This window comes from Psychrobacter sp. CX5 (assembly GCF_057621535.2).
Window position 1 is genome coordinate 1,845,369 of the sequence record NZ_CM177735.1, and the last position, 23,637, is coordinate 1,869,005.

A 23,637-nucleotide genomic window follows, 5' to 3' on the forward strand; every position below is an offset into this window, starting at 1 on the left:
CCAATTGTCATTTAAACTAGAAAATATTAAGCATAAACTTTAATACCTAATAGAATTTAGCTATAAACTCCTTAGTAAGTAAATCGAGGACATCATTGATGGTAAATAATGATTAGCAAACCAATTAAAAACCTATTATTAAATCAATAAATTAACTATGTAATTTATAAACTTATGGTCTGTCCCGATGACTTGGTAATAGAGTAACAATATGAGAGTGAGGCTTATATAGTGAACGAGTATCACATTATTATTTTGCGTAAAAAGCTGTAAGGCGCTGTAACTGCGATAACATAGCTTTCTATTAGATTTACAGTTTGATATAGACAAATGAATAAACTTGCATTAAATCAAGAAATTAAACTATCTAATATGGCAGTGCAAATAAGACTGACAAGATTCATTATCTAATATAGGAGGTAATACTATAATAAAAAAGAGCCTTCAATAGTGAAGGCTCTTTTATAGAATTCAAATAAGAATTTAAATTAACATCATTTTAATAGAGGTATTAAACGTTAAAGAAGTCTTAGTAATAAGATAATAGTTGAAAGCATCCTCGGTACTTATTAATTCCAAATTAACACTTAATCCAAATTAACACTTAAATAGACCATGTGTCATATAGTAATTATTAAGGTTGCCTTTAGCAGTTAACTATAAACTCATAACCTTTAAACATTAGAAATCTATTAAGCTAGTTCAATGGCAACAGCGACAGCTTCACCACCACCGATACATAATGATGCCACCCCTTTTTTGCCGCCAGTACGTTTTAAAGAATTAATCAAGGTAACTAAAATACGAGCCCCTGAACATCCTACTGGATGACCTAGGGCGCAGGCACCCCCTTCTATATTGACTTTAGCATGGGGGATGTTTAATTCATCCATCGTTACCATAGTCACCATCGCAAAGGCTTCATTGATTTCCCATAGGTCTACATCTTCTACCGACCATCCTGCTTTATCTAGTACTTTTTCAATAGAGCCTATAGGGGCAATAGTAAACTCTGATGGATGACGTGAGTGGGAGGCAGTAGCAACAATACGGGCTTCAATATTAAAGCCTTTGTCTTTGGCAACTTGCTCTGAGGTCACAACCACAGCAGCGGCACCATCAGAGATGGAGCTGGCATTTGCGGCAGTAATGGTACCCTCTTTTGCGAAAGCAGGACGTAGAGTAGGGATACGCTCAGCATTGGCTTTAGCTGGCTGTTCGTCAGATTCTACGACGACATCACCTTTACGACCTTTAATAGTAACAGGGGTAATTTCATTCTTAAAGTGACCTTCATTGATTGCCGTTAGCGCACGGTTTAACGACTCAATAGCGAAATCATCCATTTGCTCACGGGTATAGCCTTTTTCGTCCGCCATTTCTTGAGCGAACTGACCCATTAACTTACCGGTATCCGCATCTTCTAGGCCGTCAAGGAACATGTGATCTTTAACGTCATTATGTCCCATGCGGTAGCCACTACGAGCTTGTGGTAAAACGTAAGGAGCATTGGTCATAGACTCCATGCCACCGGCAACAATGATGTCAGCGCTGCCTGCCTTGATAGAGTCATGCGCTTGCATTACGGCTTTTAGGCCTGATCCACACAGCTTATTAATGGTAACAGCGCCAGTGCTATCTGGAATACCTGCATTGCGCATCGCTTGACGAGCAGGACCTTGCTTCACGCCAGCCGTTAAAATACAGCCCATAATGACTTCATCAATCTCTTCAGGTGTTACACCTGCACGTTCTACAGCCGCTTTAATTGCAGCAGCCCCTAATTGTGGGGCAGTTGAGCCAGATAAATCACCCTGAAATCCGCCCATTGGGGTGCGCGCACCACTGACAATAACAATTGAATCTGTTGACATAATAATATCCTTAACTAAAGTAGGTAATGGTTTAAAAATGGTAGAACATATTAAAAGTAGAACACATTAAAAAAGGTTAAATCGCAAACCATTAAATTTACAAACGGCAAATGGGTTGGCGCTAATGTTTTTTACATTTGCCTATACATTTAACACATTTAATGCCACTTAATCTAACTCATGCAATCGAATTCGTACCACATCAGCTGTAATTTCTGGTAAGGCCTCTATCTTATTAATGGCGACATTCATCTGACTTTCAATAACCGGTAATGTAAGTATGATAATTGGAACTTGTCCCTTTTGATGGGCAGGCTTCTGTAATATCGCATCGATGTTAATACCAGCATCACTCAAAATACGAGTCACATCGGCCAATACCCCTGGTGTATCAGTGGCTTGCAGTCGTAAATAGTATCCTGTCACCATCTCGTCTGCCGGTAAGATAGGAGTATCTGATAGCGCATCAGGAATAAATGCCAAATGCGGCACATGGTGTCCTTGGTCCTCAACAGTCAGTACACGAATCAGATCCATCACATCGGCCATCACAGCAGAAGCAGTGGCACCGGCACCGGCACCATCACCGTAATAAAGGGTCTGACCTAATGGGTGAGAATTCACCAATACGGCATTCTTAACACCGTTGACATTTGCGAGTAACTTGTCTTGAGGAATGAGTGTAGGGTGTACTCGCAGCTCAATACCTGTTACCGGCTTATTAACCTCATTACTGTTTGACGCACTAATTAAGGTACTGTTTGAAGTGTTATTTAAAGTATTATTTGAGTCTGCATATCGACGTACCGCAAAGCCTAAATGCTTTATGCGGTAGCCCAGTTCTTCTGCATATGTGACATCTTGTAGGGTGATATTTGTGATACCTTCACAATAAACTTTGTCAAACTGTAGGGGGATACCAAAAGCAATCGAAGCCAACAAAGCAAGTTTATGCGCCGCATCAATACCTTCTACATCAAAAGTAGGATCAGCTTCGGCATAGCCAAGAGCTTGAGCCTCAGCAAGCACATCATCAAAGTCACGACCTTTATCACGCATCTCTGACATAATAAAGTTGCCAGTACCATTGATAATACCTGTTAACCAGTCGACCTTATTCGCAGCCAACGCTTCGCGCATGACTTTAATAATAGGAATACCACCAGCAACCGCTGCTTCATAAGCCACATGCACGTTATGTTGGTCTGCTAACGCAAAAATTTCATTGCCATGTTCGGCAAGAAGCGCTTTATTGGCAGTGACCACGTGCTTGCCACTTTTTATAGCATGAGTAATGACGTCTTTGGCAACCGTCAACCCCCCAATAACTTCAATGACTATGTCAACATCATCGCTTTCAACAATGGCCATCAAATCACCGTTTTGTTTGATGGTTTGATCTATATCATCGCGTTGACGACGGGTGCCAACTTGGCTAATGACGATGTCATGGCCGCTACGTCTTTTAAGCTCTGACAAGTTGTCTTTAAGAAGGTCTAGCACACCCGTTCCTACGGTGCCAAGCCCTAATATGGCAAGTTTAATAGATTTACTCACGGTATCCTCAGTAGTATTGTTAAACGTTATTATAGAGAGTAGATCGAATTTTGACTGATAGCTAAATATAGTAACAGCGAAAATCTAGCGTATCATTATATAGGTAGTTTTATACAGATAGTTGCCCTCTCATACTAAAAATATGAATATAGTCGTATTTTAGCTAAAGCGCTATGGTGTCAACCACCTTCAGACGAGTAGTGTAGTGCATGAAATGGGCTGACCTCATGATCTCTTATCTGCCTATGACTATAGTACATTCTTTCATTTAAATAGAGTAGATAAACATTCAATAGACTTAAGATTAAAGTTACCATGGTAGAGGTCTAAAAGTAACTTAGCGGTGGTCAATTTAACTGACGCTTTAGTCTAAAACGGTCCTTATATTAGCAGTCTATGAAAAGCGAATAAAGGTCTAACCCTTTTAATGCCTTTATTATAAAATAACCTATCTTCGTTGTGCTTACTGAGTTGTGCTTACTGAATTCATTATTGGTCACGTTTGATTTAGGGGTTTACTAAAAAAAGGACCTGTCAATGACAGATCCTTTATTAAGTTGGAAATAGCAAAACTCTATAACCTATCTCAACATTATGCTCAGGTGGTCCATAATGCACAGTCTAATAAAAGAAGCTATTGATTATTAATAGCCGCCTCCGCTAGTTGCTTAGCAGGCAAATAACCACCAATCTGTTGTCCTGATTCTGTAAATATAGCAGGCGTACCACTCACTCCTAAGCTCATACCAAGCTTAATATGCGACATAATGGGACTATTACATTTAGGAGCTGAAATAGGTTGTCCAGATTTGGCCTGATTCATGGCTGAATTTCGATTACTACTACACCAGATAGCTTCCATTTTTGGAATACTTTTTTCACTGCGAGGCCATGCTAAATAGCGAACTTCGACGCCTAAGTTATTTATTTCAGCCATTTCTGAGTGAAGCTTCGTACAGTAAGGGCAATCTGCATCAGTGAAGACATAAACCACTGCTTTGGCATCCCCTTTAGCGGGATAGATGATTAATTCATCTTTATCGACCGCTGCCAGCTTTTCTCTTGCAGTATTTGCGACCAATTCCGCACTGATATCTACAGGGCGTGATTGACCAATCTCAACAATCTGACCTTGGATAATATGACGACCTTCTTTGTCGGTAAAAAATGCAGGTATACCTTCGCCAGTCACCCAGTAAATATTGTTCATTTTGGTGGGAATAGCCGCATAGATTTTTTGATTAAATCCAGACGCTTTAAAGTTCGCTTCCAAAGCGGCAACGACTTCAGGGTCTGATTTGGGGATCTCATTTGATGTGGACTGGACGTTTAAAGCAGTTTTAGAGCTAGTAATCTCACTTGATTTGGCTTCAGTGGTATTGCTATTGCAGCCTGCGACCGCAATAACCAATGCTAATAAACCTAATTTTGATAATTTAAAAGAATGATCGAAACGGTGTCGGCTAAATAATTGATTCATAACTGTCATCTCTTAATAGATATCTTTTAGAATATAGTATTTAATTAGAATATAGGGTTTTAAAGTATGATTTGATTAAAAGCTATGGTTTGATAAAAAAAGCGTATTAATCAAAATTGAGAATTCTATTGTTATATGACTGACGCAAAATTAAAATTTTCATCGTCGATAATTATCGTTTTGCACGGTCTATAAGGCAGAGCCAGACGTTAAATAAATAATCCCCAGTCACCTATCAATTCAATAAGTGTCTAAATATTAAGTGTCTAAATATTGTTATTTGCGAAAGTCCTATTTTACAATTAGACATTTATAGCATTAATTAAACACCAAGTTTAGCATATTCTAAATAAGTTATATGCTAGATAAACATAAGCCCTACTATGGTTTACAGTAAGGCATTAAAGGTAAATATAACGGTTATAAATATTACCTTATGACGCTACTTACTCACTCTAGGCGGTAATCCTGTATGCTGTGTCTGGAAGTTGCCTTTTTGAACTTTTTTGCGCTGATTTCTAACAGGCTTAGATTCTGAGCTTTTGCGAGAATTAGCCCCTTTTCCTGAATTAGGTTTATTGCTACGCTTCACTGAATCTGATCCTACACGGCTGTTTTTCTTACGTGCTGACTGATAAGTGTCTTGACTGTCTCTACCTTCTAAGCGTGAATTAAACGGAGGTACTAGACAATGACGCGCTGTCCCGATTAAATCTTCTCGGCCCAAACGTTTTAAAGCAGCACGAAGCATGCCCCAGTTTTTAGGATCATGATAACGTAGGAAGGCTTTATGCAATTTACGCTGTTTGCCTGACTTGACGATTTCAACATCGCCCTCACTACGAGTCACTTTATGTAGCGGATCTTTGTGCGTGTGATACATGGTGGTCGCAGTCGCCATTGGGCTAGGGTAGAATGCCTGTACTTGATCGGTTCTAAAGTCGTTACGTTTTAGCCACAGCGCTAGATTCATCATGTCTTCATCTGTCGTACCCGGATGAGCGGCAATGAAATAAGGAATCAGATATTGCTCTTTACCAGCCTCTTGACTGTACTGCTCAAACATTTGTTTAAACGTATCGTACGAACCCATACCCGGCTTCATCATTTTCGATAACACATTTGTCTCAGAATGCTCAGGTGCAATCTTTAGATAACCACCGACGTGATGGGTGACTAGCTCTTTAACATATTCAGGGTCTTTTACCGCTAAGTCATATCGCAACCCCGAGGCAATCAGGATTTTCTTTACCCCTTTAATATCACGTGCTTTACGATATAGTTTGGTCAAGTTACTATGATCGGTCAGCAAATTTTCACAGATATCTGGATAGACGCAAGAGGGTTTACGACAGTTCTTCTCTATCGTCTCATCTTTACAGCTTAGGCGATACATATTGGCAGTGGGGCCACCAAGGTCTGATATTACCCCAGTAAAGTTAGGTGCGGTATCACGAATGGCTTCTACTTCTCGCAGAATAGACTCTTCAGAACGGCTTTGAATAATGCGTCCTTCATGCTCGGTAATTGAGCAGAACGTACAGCCGCCAAAACAGCCACGCATAATATTGACCGAAAACTTAATCATATCAAACGCAGGAATACGCGCATCGCCATAACTTGGATGCGGGACTCGCTGGTAAGGCAAATCAAACACATAATCCATCTCTTCCATAGACAATGGAATAGGGGGCGGATTAAGCCAAACATCGATGTCCGTTTTTGAATTACCACCACCAGTGCCATGACGCTGCACAAGCGCACGGGCATTGCCGGGGTTGGTTTCCATATGCAAGATACGATTGGCATGGGCATAGAGAACTGGGTCAGATTTCACCTGTTCATAATCGGGCAGGCGAATGACCGTTTTCTCGCGGGGTGGTAATTTTAACTTATGCTTACGCGCGGTTTTTGGTTTATTGGGTTCTGAGAGGCTGTTTTCCGATTGTTGGTTATTATTTTTCGGAGTCTCAAGACCAACCATTTTTACAATCTGAACATCATCATTGACTTGATCGGCATTAATGACCTTATTCTCTACAGGCTCTGACTTAAAGCCTTTATATTGACGCTCCATAGATGACAGACTTTCTTTTATGCTGTCCTTTTTGCTTTGGTTATAACCACTCTCGGTAATGCCTTTCTCTTTTTCAATAGAGCAACTGTCTAAGTCTTCCGTCATCACATAAGGATTAATAATCGGATCGACACGGCCCACGGTATCCACATCGTTACTAGCGACCTCAACCATGCCAGCCTTCCAGTGACGACGAGAAGGTGTCAATAGATAAGCCGTACCACGTAGGTCGCTCATTTGTTCAAAGGTATAGCCTTTTGACAGACCATGCACCACATCCACAATCGCCCGTTCGGCATTACCATATAGCAAGACATCGGCACGACTATCCAGCAAAATACTACGACGCACTTTATCGGACCAATAATCATAATGTGCGATACGGCGCAAACTGCCCTCTATGCCACCGAGTATAATTGGCACATCGGGATACGCCTCACGGCATCGCTGACTATACACTATCGCCGCACGGTCAGGACGTTTGTCTGGGGCATTACCCGGCGAATAGGCATCATCACTACGAATACGGCGGTCAGCAGTATATCGATTAATCATACTATCCATATTGCCAGCGGTAACCCCATACGCATAGACTGGCTTACCCAGTTCCATAAATGCGTCTTTACTGGTCCAATCAGGCTGAGCGATGATACCCACACGAAAGCCTTGCGCCTCTAGCAACCGCCCGATAATCGCCATACCAAAGCTTGGATGATCGACATACGCATCGCCTGAAATAATAATCACATCACAGGCATCCCAGCCAAGCTCGTCCATCTCAGCGCGTGACATCGGCAGAAAAGGCGCAGGGTCATAGCAACTTGCCCAGTGCTTATCGTAGTCATATAAAGGCGTAACACCTTGTTTAAAAGCGGTGCGGGCAATGGTTTCAGCTGACATGGGGATAACCTAGATAATGATTTATGAACAGAGATATGATAAATGAGGGTAATAAATGAAAGAGGGATAATACCGTTAATGTTACGCTTAAAAAGAATAACCCTCATTTTAACATGAATTTGCTTCAACTTGGCAACCATCCGAGTTTTGTTACACAGAAAAGAATGGGCTAGGGTACGATTACAACAAAGAAAACTTTAGTTATCATTATGATAAATTAATCATTCACTATAGCTTATAAAAAGTTAGTTTGTAGTCGCAAAATGCTAACAGTAACTAAGACCATCAATTAACACGTCAGACTTTATCAATACCTGTTTAAACTTATTCACACTCAAGCTAAAGTACAAGAGTATCTAGTGCACTATTAAGTGGTTAATCCTATGCTAAATCCTATCACTCTTATATCGACTTTATTAATAGGCCTAATAACCAGTCCCGCTTATGCCGGTTGGCATTCCTCAAGCATGAGTATCAACTTCTTTTGGCTGGTCATCGTCCCGTTTTTTCTCATTCATCTTATCGCCAGCACGCTATTGCATCTAAAAGGCGAATACAAGTGCCAAAAAGTAGCCTTTACCCATTCATTAATCGCATTACTGTTCCCATTATTAGGAATCGTGATACTCACGTACGAGTTTTTCAAAAACTTCCCCTATACCTACAATTATCTTGACGACTACGGATTAGGACTGGGTTTATATTGTCTATTGATGGCGATATCCGCCTTGCCCTATATTATGTCTCGCACAAAATCTTAAGACTTTAAGCTTTGGTTAAAAATAAAATAGCGTAAGCACTGATATGAAAGCAATGATATATAGTCTGAAGATATTGAAACGATAACTATTGGCATAATAAGCGCTATATTAATTGTCAATGTAATGATAGCCACTGGAGCTCCTCTCGCTTTTCGCTACTATCTTGGCTAGTACTGGGGCGAGCGCTATTGATAAGTGTCGTTCCTGCTCGGCGATACCGCCACTTACCAAGCGCTCGCAGCCCAGTACTTCACCAAGTATATCCGCTTCAATCGAGGCTAAACCGCATCTAAGGCAGAGCTCATTATCTTATAAATGCTCATTAATTCAGACCAATCATTCTAGCCTTATTAATCGCATGGCAATAAAAAGCCCTAAGTCTTTTAAAGACTTAGGGCTCATTTATTTTACTAATTTTTAAAGTAGCAGACAGCTAAAAGCTACTCCTTTCCCGTAATCCGCTTATACTTCGACATTAAGTCAGATTCAGTTTCAGGATGGTTGGGATCTTGAGGGATACAATCAATTGGGCAAATCTGTACGCATTGAGGTTCATCAAAATGACCCACGCATTCGGTGCACAAGTCAGGATTTATCTCATAGATTTCCTCACCCTCATAGATGGCATCATTTGGGCAAACAGGCTCGCAAACATCACAGTTGATGCATTCATCAGTAATCATTAACGCCATTGCAAACTCCTAACCCAGTGAAACGTTTTATAAACTCTATTGCCAGTTATGTACCTATACTAAAGTATGCACCTATTGCCAATCATTCGCCCGCTTATCGTCAAATGCTTTTTGTACACATAGCGGCACAAATTTATCCACATCCCCATCAAGTTTGGCAATCTCACGAATCATCGTGGATGAGATAAAAGAATATTGCGGGGCAGGGGTCAAAAATACTGCCTCAAAATCCTCATCAAGCTCACGGTTCATATTGGCCAGCTGAAATTCATACTCAAAGTCTGACATCGCGCGTAGACCACGCAAGACCGCAGTCGCTTTTTGCTCTCGCATAAACTCTACCAATAGTCCCTCAAAACCAACCACAGATACTTGCGGTAAGTCAGCAAATACCGTCTCCACCAATTCAACCCGCTCCTCAAAGCTAAACATGGGTTTTTTGTGATGACCCAATGCCACGGCAATCACCACCTCGTCAAACAATTTAACCGCGCGCAAAATTAAATCACGGTGACCGTTGGTAATGGGGTCAAACGTACCTGGATAAATGATTTTAGTATATAAAGAAGAGGTTTTTGTCATGGTGGTAGGCCAAGATAATGATTAAGAGATATAAGCGCCTATCGTAACAAATTTTGACGATGCAAGTAAGGTCATTAACCATACTTATGTCGAGTTAGGTGTAATGGACAAAATTCAGGCTGACACCCCCTTTAAAGCTTTATACTATAAGTATTTGCAAGGATTGAAAGCCATGAATCAAAAAACTGCCCTTTTTGTGGTGAAAAACACACTAAAAAGAATGGTTATAAATCAGGGAAACAGCAGTACAAATGCCTTGTCTGTAATCGGCAGTTTTTAGGTGGCAAAAGGCTCAATAATACAACTTTGTGGCAAGAATATACTCAAGGTAAACAGACTTATAAACAACTTGCTCATAAGTATGGCTGTAGCATAAAGACCATACAAAGGCGACTAGATACTATTGAAATAAAGTCACTTAATAAGCTACCTTCTCGTGCCAACATAGTGATGGACACTACTTACTTTGGTAGAACGTTTGGCTTAATGGTATTTATGGACTATACAAGCAAAGCTGTATTGCATCACCGCATTATTCATTATGAGACCAACGCGCTGTATAAGCTAGGAATAGAGGATATAAAATCACAAGGTATTGATATAACAAGTATTACTTGCGATGGAAGACGAGGTCTTAACGCTTTATTTAAAGATATACCCATGCAAATGTGCCAGTTTCATCAGCTACAGATCATCACTCGATACTTAACTCGCCGACCTCAAAATATCGCTAGTATTGCACTCAGACAACTCGCTTTAAACATAAAGGATTATGATAAGACAACGTTCATTCAAGACTTGGATTGCTGGTATTTGACTCATGAGGGCTACTTAAATGAGCGTAGTATCAATACAGATACTGGTAAGACTTGGTACACCCATAAGCGTCTTAGAAGTGCCTATAGAAGCTTGCGAGTAAATAGTGAATGGTTATTCACTTATAGAGAATTAGATGACTTAAACATTCCAAATACGACCAATTCTCTAGAAGGTTTGTTTAGTGAGTTAAAACGCCAATTAAGCAGTCATAATGGACTTAATAAACAACGTAAGCTTAAGTTTATTAACAACTTTTTAATGACATACTCTGCGGGTTAGCCTGAATTTTGTCCATTAGAGACTAACCGCTCGTTTTTAGCCTGAATTTTGTCCATTACACCTCGAGTTATTGTGTTGAGCTATTAGCCTGCTACTTTACGTCTCTTATTTTATCGCGTTTAGCCAATACAATTAGCTTAACGTTCATTAACGTTTATTATGGTTATGAGTGAACTAAGTTGCTAAGTTACTAACCTAAGAATATGACTAAGCGAATAAGTTACTAACTTCCTCGCTAACTTGCCAACTTTGAAACCTCATAGTTTTAAATATCATAGAGTAGTTATTACAAACAGATGAAATAGTCGTAGGGATTAATTTGTTATACTACCAGTTCGACCTAACTCAGTACGACATATATCTATAGTCGTAGGCAACTAAATGAGATTAGGGACACGTACGACAAGTGGCAGAATAAAAGCCACTTTGCCTTTAGAGAGACAATATTATGGCGAAAAAGAACAGAAAACCCTCCAATCAAATTGCGGCGAATAAAAAAGCGCGGCATGAGTATTTTATTGAAGAAACGTTTGAAGCAGGATTAGAGCTTCAAGGTTGGGAAGTGAAAGCGATCCGTGCCGGCAAGATGAGTATAACCGAATCTTACGTGGTATTTAGAAATAATGAAGCCTTCTTGTTTGGTGCCCACATTCAGGCACTATTATCAAGCTCGACACACGTTGATCCAGATAGTATTCGTACCCGAAAGCTATTGCTTCATCGTAAAGAGATTAATACCTTATTCGGTGCGGTCAATCAAAAAGGCTATGCCTGTGTGCCGTTAGAAGTCTATTGGAAAAACTCGCTAGTGAAGTGCAAAATTGGCTTAGCCAAAGGTAAGAAGCTTCACGATAAGCGTAAGACACTAAAAGATAGAGATTGGGAGCGCGATCAGCAGCGCGGTTTTAAACAGCATTTGGATTAAATGCTTTCTTAATAATTTATACTAAAAAGCCATTCCTTGCAGAATGGCTTTTCTTATATCTGACAACTAACTCGACTTTTTGACTTTCAATCTTAAGCGATTAATCGCCAAACTTAGCCCTAACGCATCGTCACATATTCTTCAGAGCCCGTTGGATGAATGGCGACTGTATTATCAAAGTCCGCTTTGGTGGCACCCATTTTTATAGCAACCGCAAAGCCCTGAATCATCTCATCTACCCCAAAGCCAATCCCATGCAAGCCGATTACTTTTTCATCCTCTCCTAGGCATACTAATTTCATGCGGCACTTTTGACGGTGCTGGGTCACCGCACTGTACATCGGGGTGAACGTCGACATATAGCATTTAATATTTTCTTTACCATGTTGGGCGATGGCTTGCATCTCGGATAATCCAATAGTCCCAATTGGCGGGTGGGTAAAGATAACCGTCGGCACCAAGCTATAGTCCAGATGCTCATTAGGTTTATTATTAAAAAGACGTTCTGACAAGCGTCGACCAGCGGCAATGGCAACAGGCGTTAAATCGATACTGTTTTCAATAATATCCCCCACCGCATAAATGCCTTCGACATTGGTGTTCTGATACTTATCGACTTTAATTTTACCAATGGCGTTGGTCTTAACTCCCGTCACTTCTAAGTTGATATTATCAGTTGAGGGCGCACGTCCCACTGCCCAGATTAGACAATCTACCGTTTTTTGATGCCCATTGTGCTTCCTATCTTCCAGACAGATTGTTAAAGTGCCATCCTCATTTTTAATGATTTCAGTGGGCGTTGCATAAGTATGTAGGTGTATGCCTTCATGTTCCATCTCTTCAATTAACACATTGACGATATCATGATCAAATTGACGTAACGGGCTGTGTTGACGCACGTATAAATCAACCTCTGAGCCTAAGCTACGCAGCACACCCGCTATCTCAACCGCCACATAGCCTGCACCGACGATTGCTACTCGCTGTGGTAACTGGTCTAAAGCAAAGAACCCATCTGAATCAATACCATACTCAGCACCTTCGATATCCGGTAGGATAGGGTGTCCACCGGTCGCAATCAAAATATGGTCAGCAGTAATATGCTCGCCATTGACCTCGACTGTTTTGGCATCGACAAATTTAGCAAAGCCGTGTATCACCTCAACGTTATTCTTACCTAGATTGGTCTCATAAGAGCGGTGGATATTGCCAATATATTTTTGACGGGTTGCTACGAGCTTGCTAAAGTCAAACCCTTTAACATCCACATCAAACCCATAATCGGGCGCATACTTATGCATCGCCTCAGCAACTTGCGCGCCATACCACATCACCTTTTTGGGTACACAGCCTAAGTTGACACAGGTACCGCCTAAGTGATTGGCTTCGATAATGGCACACTTTTTACCGTAACTTGCCGCCCGATTGAGTGAGGCGATACCGCCGCTACCACCACCAATTGCAATATAATCATAATGTCTTGTCATTGTTAAACCTTTTTAGTTATTAGAGTACTAGTATAAAGAATATTAAAAAACCCCAATATTAGGGTCTATTTGATCATCCGTCTTCAAAGGTATCTGGTTTTAAAAAACCTATTCCAAACCAGATGAGTTTCAGGCAATCAAATGAACCTAAGCGCTTGAAAAAAAAGAACAAAAAAAACTGAAAATAACCGTCGAAAAATTGAGGCTACAATTAGCCTAAGTCTGGACTTTGCATTAGTTTATTGAGCTTAGGCTGAAGTATCCAAACGCCAATAGGAAATAATCCTAACAGAATACTATTCCCAATATAGCTCTTTAGTCCGACCTCAGTTTTCATTTCCGCCAATGTAATGATTTTACCTGTAAAGTAGAACACATAAATGATCGAAAACAGCATCAACCATTCAACCACGAATATCACGGGTATTATATTGAATATACCATCATACAAGGGATATCCATAAATAGTAGCAAACAGCATGGCCATGATAGATAGGAGTAAGCAGAATAGTATAATGGTTATGATGGCAGTTAATTTAAATTTAACCAAATCGAGATGAAGATATAAAGGGAGTTTTCGATGAATTTTGGTCGCTATTGCCCATATCCACATCATATAAATCATATGCGATATTAAAGAGGTACTTAGAATACTCACCAATATAGCGTTAAAAAGAGACTTTGATAAATCGTCGTTGACATTTTGCGCTGAGAATATCATGCTAAAGGCGCAAATCTGACATAGCGTCGGTATGACAAAAATCATCAAAAAAAGTTGCCAGTGTTTTATCGTTAGTAATTTGGTAAGCATGTCAGACTCTGAGTCACGTTAAACAGATTTATAAGGGTTAAATCAAGCCTAACAGAAACTCATAAAAACAGCTAATAAGTCTTTAAATAGTAATTAGATAATATTGAAGGTTATGGTTTATAAATAAGCAGGTTGAATGGCATATAAACTCTTCTTAGAGACTGGTAAAGAAAAATATCAAAAGAAATAACTCATTTATCATTCGCTGTCGGCTGTGCAGCCATTTAAGTATCTATTCAAATAGCAATTCAAATAGCAATTCAAATAGCAATTCAAATAGCAATTCAAATAGCAAGCCAAACCGCACCCGTCTATTTAGTCCCCTTACTTTTCAATCCCCACCAAGACAACGCAGACACCATCACCGCTCCAAGCACCATTAAGCCCAACGTCACTACCCACTGCGCACCAGCTGGATAGTGCCACGGCGCCACGTTGTGAATCGCCTCGCTACTTAATGTCCCCAACGCATCCACCTTCCACGGCCAGACCTTCACCAATGAGCCAGCAATAAAACCCGTTAACAGTGCCAGAGTCCCTTGATAATAGCGAGACAAAAGCCACTTGAGTGCACGGGTAAACAACAATAGCCCCGTTATCATACCTGCCATTAACGTCACGATGACGCTAAGATTGAAAGTATGTACTGCCTCAAGGACAGCCTGATAGACGCCTAGCAATAACAGAATAAACGACCCCGAAATACCAGGCAATATCATCGCACATATGGCAATTGCGCCGGCGAAAAAAATATAAGGCAAGCTTGGATCTGTTGTCATTAATGGCATACTGCTTATACCAACTGCCACAATGATGCCGAGGACAAAGAGTGCACCTCGTGTCACATTCCAGTGCTTAATCTCTTTTAATAGTATCACCACAGTGGCGATGACTAATCCGAAGAAAAATGACCAGATAAATAATGGCTGAGTGTCTAAAAGGTGCTTAATCGTACCTGCCAAGGTAATAAAGCTCGTTGCGATACCCAATAGCAAACACAATAAAAACGTCGCATCGACTGCGCGCCAGACAGCAAGCAACCCCTTAATCCCGCCCTGCTCACGATACACGTGCCATAAGCTTGGCCCAATGCTTCCGAGCGCATTGATTAAGCGTTCATAAATACCTGCGATAAGCGCTATGGTACCGCCTGATACCCCTGGCACAATATCGGCTGAGCCCATTGCCATACCTTTAAAATAGACGCCCAACAACTGTTTCGGACTGTCATTTTGATGCTCAGGGAGGTCGTGTTTTATGTTGGACTGTCGCGATTGCGAGACCGCTTCTTTTTGAGGGGACCGAGGTGAGTGTGATGCCGTCATCGACATTCCTTTCAAGTTCTGGTTTAAAGGTCGTCATCTTATCAGGCAGGCAGGGATTACGGCAAATAGTCTTTGCGAAAAATATATGAAAATAGATAAAAATTATCAAGAGACAACAGCAAAAGATAGAAAGCATGGCCTCAAGATTTGAGTGCTTTAAAGGCTTAGAAATATGCGTTTCATAGGCAATTATTCTTTAATGAGTTAGCTCGGCTTCACGCAGGCATAGCCTTTGTCTTGCGAGCGGACAAAGCAGTGCTTTGTTTAAACCGCTCTCACCCTCGCACAAAAGCAGATATCGTGTGAATGGGCAAAGCATGTTTTATTTAAAGGGTTCTTACCTTTGCATTCACTTTTTCAACATCTAGGTAAGGGGAGTGAAGATTTTCAAACCACAAAGCCGTTTAGAAAAAACGTAATCTAGCTTTTTATGTATTACGGTAAGAAAATCAATCATTCTATAATTCAACGTACACTATAGAATGCAGAATATGTAGCGTGCGGTGTAGCGAAGCGAAACCCACGTCTTAAGTTTTGGCTATTATTATGAGAGCATTACTAAATCTTTTTGGTGGGTTACGCTTCGCTAACACCAACCTGGCAAAGCCTGCCTGACTGCCACTGAAATTGATAACATCAAATATTTTGGTGGTCGGTTTATTGGCGGGTCAAATCTTTCTCGTTAATCTCGTACTAAGTATTTTTCGTTAGGCAATTCAAATGGAGGATGTGGTGACATATAAACAAGGGTGATACAGTCACTATCAGTATCTAGCATGTAATGTAAGACATACTCACTGGTCTTATCGCCAAAAACTCCAGAATAAGTTGGGATACCGATGTGATAGTGCCAAAGGTTATATTTTTGAGCTTGCTTAACTTTATAAATCCATTGTGGATCGTCAGTAGGGACATTATCTGATGATTTATTTCTGCCTTCTAACGAATGTAAGCCATGTTTTTTTACATGGCTGATAAAGCTGGCTATTTTTAGCTGGTCTGATTTTGGAAAGTTTTTAAGATAGGTTTTAAACGTAGGGGATAGGTTTACTTGCATAATACTTTATGCGTTTAACCAAGCTATGAAATCTTCACCTGTATCAAAGGTTGGTACTGGTATTGAGCCACTATCGATGGATTCTTGCATGGCATTGACGTCATAATGATAGGCATGAAGGTCATCGCTAATTATCGAGCTGGTTGGGTTTGAGGTAGATAACTGCTTCTTAAAATATTGTTGAATCTCTATATTGGGTATTACCGTCATCTGAGTATCATAAGCATGACGCCATGGTGCCTCATTATGGGTCATATCACGTAATTTCAAAGCAGAGTATTGACCATATTCATTTGCGACACGAGTTAATATTGCAATTTCATAATCATTAAAAATACTTAAATCAAAATCTTCAGTAGGCTTTATTGGATTTTTGCCAAAGATTTTAAACTGATGATAGACGCTTTTAACCACAGGACCATGTGTCCAGCATTGAATAGTCTCAGCAAATAAAGGTTTATCTAAAAGCGCTAAAGTGTAACCTTGCGCATAATAAAGTAGTTTTTGCAATTTAAGATTAGATATTTGGTCCTTTTCACCATTGTAGGCATGATGTAAAAAGAACAGTGCAATTTGATATGCTGTTTTCATTATGCCTCCTTCAATTATAGTGAATGTCGTTATCTGAGCTTAATTATATCAAAGAAAGATGCTCCTATTGTAAGTTTTGGCTAAACGCAGTTTGTCAATGATAACTGTTTGAAAAAATTATATTTGTTAGGTGTCGTAAACTCCACCCAACCTAGTTACTATTCAGATTTAGTTGCGTGCAAAGTTAGAGCTTCTCGATTTTTAAAAAATTCAGGGTTCTGGATGGGCTTAGTGGCAGCCTTTTGATACGCTGTTGATTCAAACAACATACTTGAGGTCAAGATTTTGGGTGTATATCGAGAATAATGATTAGAAACCTCAACCTTATTATAGTCGGTTGCTACTGGTCGACTAAATGAATAATCTTGATGGGTGTGAATGGCAAAGAAATAATCGCCCCTATCAAGCATATAAATATAGTAGTTGGGTTTAGCATCTGGTGCGTACTGCGGGTCATAACGCTCTTCAATACTGTACCCAAGGCCTGATTCTAAGTCATCGACGAATTGCTTTATATCGACATATTCAGATCCAGGTATTTGATAGGTATATTGTTTTTGTCTAGGTGTGGCGATAAAGACTGTTGTGGTCTGATTATCAGAGGTTTGTAGAGGGTAGTGTCCTGTCTTATCGTGATAGGTTTCAATTAAATTAACCCAATATTTAAGCTGTTGAAGCCGAATAATGTCTGCATCTGCTTGAAAACCCTTATAGGCAGCTAACATCTCAGGTGAGTAAACGTCAGCTAGTGAGGGTCTATCTTTGTCAGAACTTGATGACAAGTAGGTGTTATTTGAGTTTGCATGGCTGGGCGCATTGATGTTAATTATTCCAATTAGTGTTAATGCTACGCTTTTTGTAACGAGTTTAAGCCTTTGTTTGTGAATTGTGTTGGTCATGGTTGGGTCTTTTCTCATTGTTCTATGTAGGTGTTTAATTCAACCTTAACATTTATTTAATAATGTTGTCTCTATTTCATTATTTTAAGCTGGTCTTATTTTGGAAAGTATTTAAGATAGGTTTTAAACGTAGGGGATAGTCTTTAGGGGTTAACTAACTATTACAATTGTTTGAATAGAATAAGAGCAGGGGTAGTATTTTTTTTAACAAAAGGCTATAAGATTAATTGCACAAACCTAATTTTTGCTTTCTTATCCTTGATAAAGGAAAATATAAAATGCTACATCCTAATTTTCGTCATACCTTTTTGAAGCCTGTTTTAATACTTACCTTAATTACTACGCCTTGCGTATTGCTTACAGGTTGTTAAATCAGTTTGAAGTGTTAAATTATCAAGATGCAGCTTCTTAGTTTCAAAGCTACATTTAATTTATGAGGAAAAAGCTATGCAACAAACACTTAAACAAATAGAGACTGTGATAGAAGAAAAAATACCGCAATTCATTAAAACGCTTAACCCGCCAGCGACAGAGTCTAATTTTGAAGCGCTAGAAGCCGTCATAGGTTCTAAGCTACCTGAAGCGTTTAAAACTTTCTATAGGTGGCATAACGGACAAAAACGGTCTCCTTATGTAGCCTTCCATATTGAAACGCATGAGATTTTGATGCCTATAGAAGAGATTATTGAATGGTATGAGGAGTTAAGTGGGCAACTTGATTATGGAGACATTGAAGAACAAAGATGGAGGAAGATTTGGGTTCCATTTACTGATAATGGGTCGGGTGATGCTACCTGCATTGATATTTCAAAAGAGAATTTTGGTCAAATAGTTATTCAAGATGGCTGGGATGAAGATGTAAAAGTTATCTTCGATTCTTTAGCAGAATGGCTGCAGGACTTATTAAGTAAGATGAAGGATTTTGACTATTCGACTTGGGATTATCTAGATAGGTTGTAATGTTTTAAGCCTTATTGTCACATGAAGTAGGCTTTAATCAATCCATTCTTACCAATATTCTGCGCCAAAAACTTGATTAGGTTCAAGTTGATCTAAGGAGTTGTCGTGTATTTCATAAGCCTTAGCTATTAATTTTTCAAAATGAAGGTGCTCTACAGGGCTAAGCATATATTTAGTGATATTTGTCGTATAAGATGCTGCATGATGCAATATGGCTTCATAGTGCAGGCATAAGCGATTGTCTAGATAGGATAATATAGCCTCGAGCGTAGTTTCTCCATACTGTCCATTTAAGTAAATATAATCTTTAATAACGGCTTTTTTTATAACATCCAGTTGTGTCCAGTCATTTAGCAATTTATTGTACTCAGTAGAAGAGCACAAGTTGGCATAGTGAGGCTCTAAAGGCAGGCGTTCGAAAAAATTAATTAAGTTATTAGTTTGACAGACTTCGAAAATAGCCGTCGATTTACGGGTAAAGTAGTCTGTCTTAACATGAGTTAACTGACCTTGTATTATATGGGATTGAAGAATTTCTGATGGTCTTTTATCTGCCCACCCGTTTAGTTCTGAATGAGGTGGGCGCCATAAAATATAACTCAAACCTTCTTTTACGTTATCTTCTTCGTTAGGCTCAAAGGTAACTTTATAGTGTATACCCGTACAAGGCAGTAGTATCTCAACATCAATAATAGGTTGCCAAGAGGCATCCCAATTAAGCTTTGACCATTGCATCGTTTGTAGTACGTGTATACTCATTTTTATTACTTTTTTAGTTGAAATCTAAGGCTAATATAACAAAAGTATCACTTAAAAAGGAGGCAGTAATGTATACATGAGCGTTAACCCTGACATTTTCACTAGTTTGAATCAGAGTCTAATCAAATTGAGAACAATATCCAGCAGGTAGTTGAGGTTTCAGGCTCGGGATATTAGATGAGAGTTTATTTAAGATAGGGAGGTGGTGAGTTCTTCTGATTGGTAAGAGTGCACCGTACAATTATGTCTGCGTCAGTATTTTTTCAAGCTGTATTTTATATTTCATATCTGACTTATATTTTTGCGATGTTATCCATTTCTGTCTATTATAGTCTATTGAGTCTGATGAAATATCTTCGTATCCAGATTCTATACCGCAGCAAGGACAAATTTCAAACATTGGATATTTACCATCATTACTCCAAGGCATAAACTCATCATTGCTATAACCACATATTCTACAGCTATTTATCTGTTGGTTTTGCATTAAACTATCCTAGTATAAAATTATATACAGACTGGATTATCGTTAAAACCAATCAAAGAGTCCGATAATCATTCCTAATAAAATACATCCGATATAAAAGCAGTATCTAAATCTTCCTTCATAAACTATCTGTTTAAATGTATTAGGTGTAAACTGTACATTCTTAGAATGAATATTAGAATAGTTTTGTTCGAATTCTTTAGACGTACCTAATAAATGAGCAGTAGGCTGTGAATAATAAAGTTTAAAGTACTCTACTTTAGTGCCAACCGATAACTGAATTTCACCGTTATATTTAGGCAAGTCAGCTTCAAAAATTGTATCTTCATAACTGTCTTGAATATAAGCTTTTGCTAAAGTGTTATCAATCTCAATTATAGTGCCATCACTTCTATCAGGGCCCATGTTAACCTCTATATTAAATTTAGAAAATATGAATTTTTCAAGCGCCACGTCAACCTTGTAGATTTCTCATATATGTATCAGGCAGGTTGGTGTCGAGGTACGAGACCCAACATTTAATATCTATAACGTTATATTTGCTATGCTCAATACTCTCATCTACAATCCAATGACGTTCATTATTTATAAGTCATTATGCAATATCGGCGACACTATCAACAAGGTGCGACTTACTTTTTTACGATTGTATTGCAAGATAGGACTAGCGACTTGTTAATAGCTCATATCGATATATTGCGCCAAGCTTTTCAAACCGTTAGGCAAAAACATCCTTTTTATATTGATGCCGTTGTTATTTTGCCTGACCATGTACATCTGTAATGTACGATGCCACCAGACGATGAAGGTTTCTCTAAGCGTATTAAATTGATTAAGTATTATTTTTCGTACCATATTAAAAAGACCGAGCATATTTCAAAAAGTCGATTACGCAAGGGAGAGCGGGGTATTTGGCAACGTAGGTTTTGGGAACATTGCATTCGTGACGATACGGATTATCGCGCTCATGTTGAGTATATTCATATGAACCCCGTTAAGCACGGTTATGTGGCACAGGTTAAAGATTGGCAATATTCATCGTTTCATCGGTACGTTAAGGATGGTTTAGTTGATATAAATTGGGGTGGATAGGTTTTATATTTTGATTCATTTGTTGGGTGTCGCAAACTCCACCCAACCTACGGATCGCACACAAATTTGATAAGGGTTTGTAGGTTGGCGTCGAGGTACGAGACCCAACATATTATTAGTTGAATTAAATTGCTTGGTGTTGGGTGTCGTAAACTTCTCCTAACCTATGAGATTAAGGGAGAGCGGGGTATTTGGCAACGTCGGTTTTGGGAACATTGCATTCGCGATGATACGGATTATCGTGCTCATGTTGAGTATATTCATATGAACCCCGTTAAGCACGGTTATGTGGCACAGGTTAAAGATTGGCAATATCCATCGTTTCATCGGTATTTTAATGATGGTTCAGTTGATATTGATTGGAATGGATTGGTTTGATATTTTGATTCATTTGTTGGGTGTCGTAAACTCCACCCAACTTACGGATCGTGCACAAATTTGATAAGGGTTTGTAGGTTGGCGTCGAGGTACGAGACCCAACTGCTAATGTTCGGGCTTTTCATTATTTTCGAATTGCGTTTTGAATACAATTATAATCAAAAATTTGCTTCCAATATTTGTCGAGCCAATAAATGTCTCCATCGCTGCGCATTAGTTTTGAAATGATAATTTCAATTGATTTGATATTAGTCTTTATATTATTATCAGACTCCTCAAACTTCATTTTTATAATTTTATAAATTCTGCAATACTGATTTTTTCGTTCTGGTAGTTTATTTATAGAATCTATAATACTAACTATATACTCTTCGAAAATAATTAAGCCAATGGTGGGTTTATCGAAACACTGTTCATAGATTTCTAAAACTATCTTTTTTCTATATTCCCGTGAGGATTCTAGATAATACTTTAATAATAGTTCTTTATAAGTACCTTCAGCATATGTAGCTCTTAGGGAAAATCCTTTTTCTTCAAGTAATTCTATAAAAAAAATTAGGAATTCATGATCCTCAATCAATGTTCCTTTCTTGAAATCAGACACATCGAAAGGTAGGTCTTTATAGGGATTTAATTTCGAATACTTTTCTTTAAAAACCCATTCACACATATGATCATTACTTGCATTTTTAGATTCCCCACCAGAGTCAATATTTTTTAAAATGATTTTTGCATTATTAGAAAAATAGGAAGTAAGGTACTTAGTAAGAAAGTTTACTGAGCAACCCACAGAATTAATTAGAATATTATATTTCTGTTTATCTGACTTCTTAATTAAATTTTCTTCAAAAGATTCTCTTCGTTCTATTATATTTGTCCATGGATTATTCAAAATTTGAGTTTTTTTGGCGATCGTGTTGTTTGCATCTAATTTGAATTTTGTTCTAGAATAATTGACTTCGATGACTAAATTAGCTGAAGAACTACCATGCAAAATTTGAGCAGTATTACAAAATACTTTAGATAATCCAGAATTTTTAAAATGAAAAATATCTTCTAGATACATTTTTATAAGCTCATTGTCAGGGTCAGTATTCAAGTGAGAATGCCCTAGACTACATTTGCTTTTATCTTTTGACAAATAGTATCTATCATGTCCAGTACAAAAGGCATTATGAGGATCTACCAGCTTATTATCATTTATACTTCCACAGAAAATATGAGGAACTTGGTAACACACTTCTTTATCCCAAATTTCTTTTCCATTAAAACGCATTACGGTAAAGCTTTTGTTCTTATGAGGAGTGTGTAAAGTTAATAAATGAATACCTTGTTTTCTATAATACGTTGACGCATAAGCTTTTGCTAATAGTCCTCCTTGACTATGAGCTATAAACAGAACATTTTTATATTGAGAGATATAGCCATTCAACTCATGAGAAAGTTTTACAAGGTCATTTATTATAGATTCATTTTTTAATAAGAACTTTGCTGGGTTAAGTTGGCTATATGAAAAGGATACGAAATCAATTTCTTTAAAGACAGGATCGTCCATTAAAAGATCCCAGAAAAAACCATCAGCTCTATTGAGCTTGAATGCTGACTCTGGATTACTAAGAATTCCATGTAAAAATACTACAACTGTATCGGATTCATTATCTTTAATAAAATTTATACGAGGTATACGTAAATAGTACCTTACAGTATTAGATAAAAATTTATTGACTACTTTACTTTTATATATGAAGTAGTCAGCATGACAATACAATTCATACATTAAATATAATCCAAATATTACTCATTTAGACCCCAAATATTATTTAAGAATAAAATACCATTAAAGAA

Annotated in this window: 23 protein-coding genes; 7 read left to right on the forward strand and 16 right to left on the reverse strand. The window is 38.6% G+C overall.

Annotated features, from left to right (window positions below; genetic code table 11):
* Positions 1 to 692: 692 nt before the first annotated feature.
* From AC21OG_RS07200 to AC21OG_RS07215, 4 genes are all read right to left on the reverse strand, one after another.
* Positions 693 to 1,874: a thiolase family protein gene (locus tag AC21OG_RS07200; RefSeq protein WP_486547033.1), complete on the reverse strand. Its 1,182-nt coding sequence runs from the start codon at positions 1,872 to 1,874 to the stop codon at positions 693 to 695.
* Between the two features lie 168 nt (positions 1,875 to 2,042).
* The gene (locus AC21OG_RS07205; RefSeq protein WP_486547032.1) at positions 2,043 to 3,431 is read right to left on the reverse strand and encodes a homoserine dehydrogenase; all 1,389 of its coding nucleotides are present in this window, start codon (positions 3,429 to 3,431) and stop codon (positions 2,043 to 2,045) included.
* A gap of 634 nt (positions 3,432 to 4,065) precedes the next feature.
* Entirely contained in the window at positions 4,066 to 4,911 is an 846-nt protein-coding gene (locus AC21OG_RS07210) for a DsbC family protein (protein WP_487378335.1), read from the reverse strand.
* 442 nt (positions 4,912 to 5,353) lie between these two features.
* Positions 5,354 to 7,888 carry a YgiQ family radical SAM protein gene (locus AC21OG_RS07215; protein WP_487378336.1) on the reverse strand — a complete coding sequence of 845 codons (2,535 nt, stop codon included), beginning with the start codon at positions 7,886 to 7,888 and terminating at the stop codon, positions 5,354 to 5,356.
* 383 nt (positions 7,889 to 8,271) lie between these two features.
* Here AC21OG_RS07215 and AC21OG_RS07220 point away from each other — a divergent pair, with 383 nt between their 5' ends.
* On the forward strand, positions 8,272 to 8,649 hold the full coding sequence (locus AC21OG_RS07220) for a hypothetical protein (protein WP_487378337.1): 378 nt from the start codon (positions 8,272 to 8,274) through the stop codon (positions 8,647 to 8,649).
* A 440-nt stretch (positions 8,650 to 9,089) separates the two neighbouring features.
* On the opposite strand, the gene AC21OG_RS07225 is transcribed toward AC21OG_RS07220, so the two are convergent.
* Together AC21OG_RS07225 and coaD are read right to left on the reverse strand one after the other, a co-directional pair.
* On the reverse strand, positions 9,090 to 9,341 hold the full coding sequence (locus tag AC21OG_RS07225; protein WP_486547028.1) for a YfhL family 4Fe-4S dicluster ferredoxin: 252 nt from the start codon (positions 9,339 to 9,341) through the stop codon (positions 9,090 to 9,092).
* A 72-nt stretch (positions 9,342 to 9,413) separates the two neighbouring features.
* Positions 9,414 to 9,923 (reverse strand): pantetheine-phosphate adenylyltransferase, encoded by a 510-nt coding sequence (gene coaD / locus AC21OG_RS07230; RefSeq protein ID WP_486547027.1) that lies wholly within the window; start codon positions 9,921 to 9,923, stop codon positions 9,414 to 9,416.
* 162 nt (positions 9,924 to 10,085) lie between these two features.
* Between coaD and AC21OG_RS07235 the strand changes: the two genes are divergently transcribed.
* Positions 10,086 to 11,021, forward strand: coding sequence for an IS256 family transposase, variant Zn-binding type (locus AC21OG_RS07235; RefSeq protein ID WP_487377836.1), 936 nt, complete (start codon positions 10,086 to 10,088; stop codon positions 11,019 to 11,021).
* Between the two features lie 448 nt (positions 11,022 to 11,469).
* The gene (gene smpB, locus AC21OG_RS07240; RefSeq protein ID WP_487378245.1) at positions 11,470 to 11,946 is read left to right on the forward strand and encodes an SsrA-binding protein SmpB; all 477 of its coding nucleotides are present in this window, start codon (positions 11,470 to 11,472) and stop codon (positions 11,944 to 11,946) included.
* Between the two features lie 119 nt (positions 11,947 to 12,065).
* Here smpB and gorA read toward each other — a convergent pair whose 3' ends face one another.
* The 6 genes from gorA to AC21OG_RS07270 all read right to left on the reverse strand — a co-directional run bounded on the left by gorA (position 12,066) and on the right by AC21OG_RS07270 (position 18,116).
* The gene (gene gorA / locus AC21OG_RS07245; protein ID WP_487378243.1) at positions 12,066 to 13,433 is read right to left on the reverse strand and encodes a glutathione-disulfide reductase; all 1,368 of its coding nucleotides are present in this window, start codon (positions 13,431 to 13,433) and stop codon (positions 12,066 to 12,068) included.
* Between the two features lie 211 nt (positions 13,434 to 13,644).
* Entirely contained in the window at positions 13,645 to 14,244 is a 600-nt protein-coding gene (locus tag AC21OG_RS07250) for a hypothetical protein (RefSeq protein ID WP_486547024.1), read from the reverse strand.
* Between the two features lie 311 nt (positions 14,245 to 14,555).
* Positions 14,556 to 15,569 carry a DUF368 domain-containing protein gene (locus tag AC21OG_RS07255; protein WP_487378241.1) on the reverse strand — a complete coding sequence of 338 codons (1,014 nt, stop codon included), beginning with the start codon at positions 15,567 to 15,569 and terminating at the stop codon, positions 14,556 to 14,558.
* Between the two features lie 682 nt (positions 15,570 to 16,251).
* Positions 16,252 to 16,626, reverse strand: a complete 375-nt coding sequence (locus AC21OG_RS07260; protein WP_487378240.1) for a hypothetical protein — start codon at positions 16,624 to 16,626, stop codon at positions 16,252 to 16,254.
* Positions 16,627 to 16,632: 6 nt separating this feature from the next.
* Positions 16,633 to 17,217, reverse strand: coding sequence for a Panacea domain-containing protein (locus AC21OG_RS07265; RefSeq protein WP_487378239.1), 585 nt, complete (start codon positions 17,215 to 17,217; stop codon positions 16,633 to 16,635).
* A gap of 158 nt (positions 17,218 to 17,375) precedes the next feature.
* The gene (locus AC21OG_RS07270) at positions 17,376 to 18,116 is read right to left on the reverse strand and encodes a hypothetical protein (protein ID WP_487378238.1); all 741 of its coding nucleotides are present in this window, start codon (positions 18,114 to 18,116) and stop codon (positions 17,376 to 17,378) included.
* Between the two features lie 447 nt (positions 18,117 to 18,563).
* On the opposite strand from AC21OG_RS07270, the gene AC21OG_RS07275 reads away from it, so the two are divergent.
* Positions 18,564 to 19,076, forward strand: a complete 513-nt coding sequence (locus tag AC21OG_RS07275) for an SMI1/KNR4 family protein (protein WP_486547019.1) — start codon at positions 18,564 to 18,566, stop codon at positions 19,074 to 19,076.
* A gap of 48 nt (positions 19,077 to 19,124) precedes the next feature.
* Here AC21OG_RS07275 and AC21OG_RS07280 read toward each other — a convergent pair whose 3' ends face one another.
* The 3 genes from AC21OG_RS07280 to AC21OG_RS07290 form a co-directional block, all read right to left on the reverse strand.
* Entirely contained in the window at positions 19,125 to 19,835 is a 711-nt protein-coding gene (locus tag AC21OG_RS07280) for a hypothetical protein (protein ID WP_487378237.1), read from the reverse strand.
* 241 nt (positions 19,836 to 20,076) lie between these two features.
* Positions 20,077 to 20,322 (reverse strand): hypothetical protein, encoded by a 246-nt coding sequence (locus AC21OG_RS07285; protein WP_486547017.1) that lies wholly within the window; start codon positions 20,320 to 20,322, stop codon positions 20,077 to 20,079.
* Between the two features lie 42 nt (positions 20,323 to 20,364).
* Entirely contained in the window at positions 20,365 to 20,775 is a 411-nt protein-coding gene (locus tag AC21OG_RS07290; RefSeq protein WP_487378236.1) for a hypothetical protein, read from the reverse strand.
* Between the two features lie 144 nt (positions 20,776 to 20,919).
* Between AC21OG_RS07290 and AC21OG_RS07295 the strand changes: the two genes are divergently transcribed.
* The 3 genes from AC21OG_RS07295 to AC21OG_RS07305 all read left to right on the forward strand — a co-directional run bounded on the left by AC21OG_RS07295 (position 20,920) and on the right by AC21OG_RS07305 (position 21,792).
* The gene (locus AC21OG_RS07295; protein WP_487378235.1) at positions 20,920 to 21,105 is read left to right on the forward strand and encodes a transposase; all 186 of its coding nucleotides are present in this window, start codon (positions 20,920 to 20,922) and stop codon (positions 21,103 to 21,105) included.
* A 6-nt stretch (positions 21,106 to 21,111) separates the two neighbouring features.
* The gene (locus AC21OG_RS07300; protein WP_487378233.1) at positions 21,112 to 21,414 is read left to right on the forward strand and encodes an REP-associated tyrosine transposase; all 303 of its coding nucleotides are present in this window, start codon (positions 21,112 to 21,114) and stop codon (positions 21,412 to 21,414) included.
* A gap of 129 nt (positions 21,415 to 21,543) precedes the next feature.
* Positions 21,544 to 21,792, forward strand: a complete 249-nt coding sequence (locus AC21OG_RS07305; RefSeq protein ID WP_487378232.1) for an REP-associated tyrosine transposase — start codon at positions 21,544 to 21,546, stop codon at positions 21,790 to 21,792.
* A 124-nt stretch (positions 21,793 to 21,916) separates the two neighbouring features.
* On the opposite strand, the gene AC21OG_RS07310 is transcribed toward AC21OG_RS07305, so the two are convergent.
* The gene (locus tag AC21OG_RS07310; RefSeq protein ID WP_487378230.1) at positions 21,917 to 23,347 is read right to left on the reverse strand and encodes a lipase family protein; all 1,431 of its coding nucleotides are present in this window, start codon (positions 23,345 to 23,347) and stop codon (positions 21,917 to 21,919) included.
* Positions 23,348 to 23,637 lie beyond the last annotated feature (290 nt).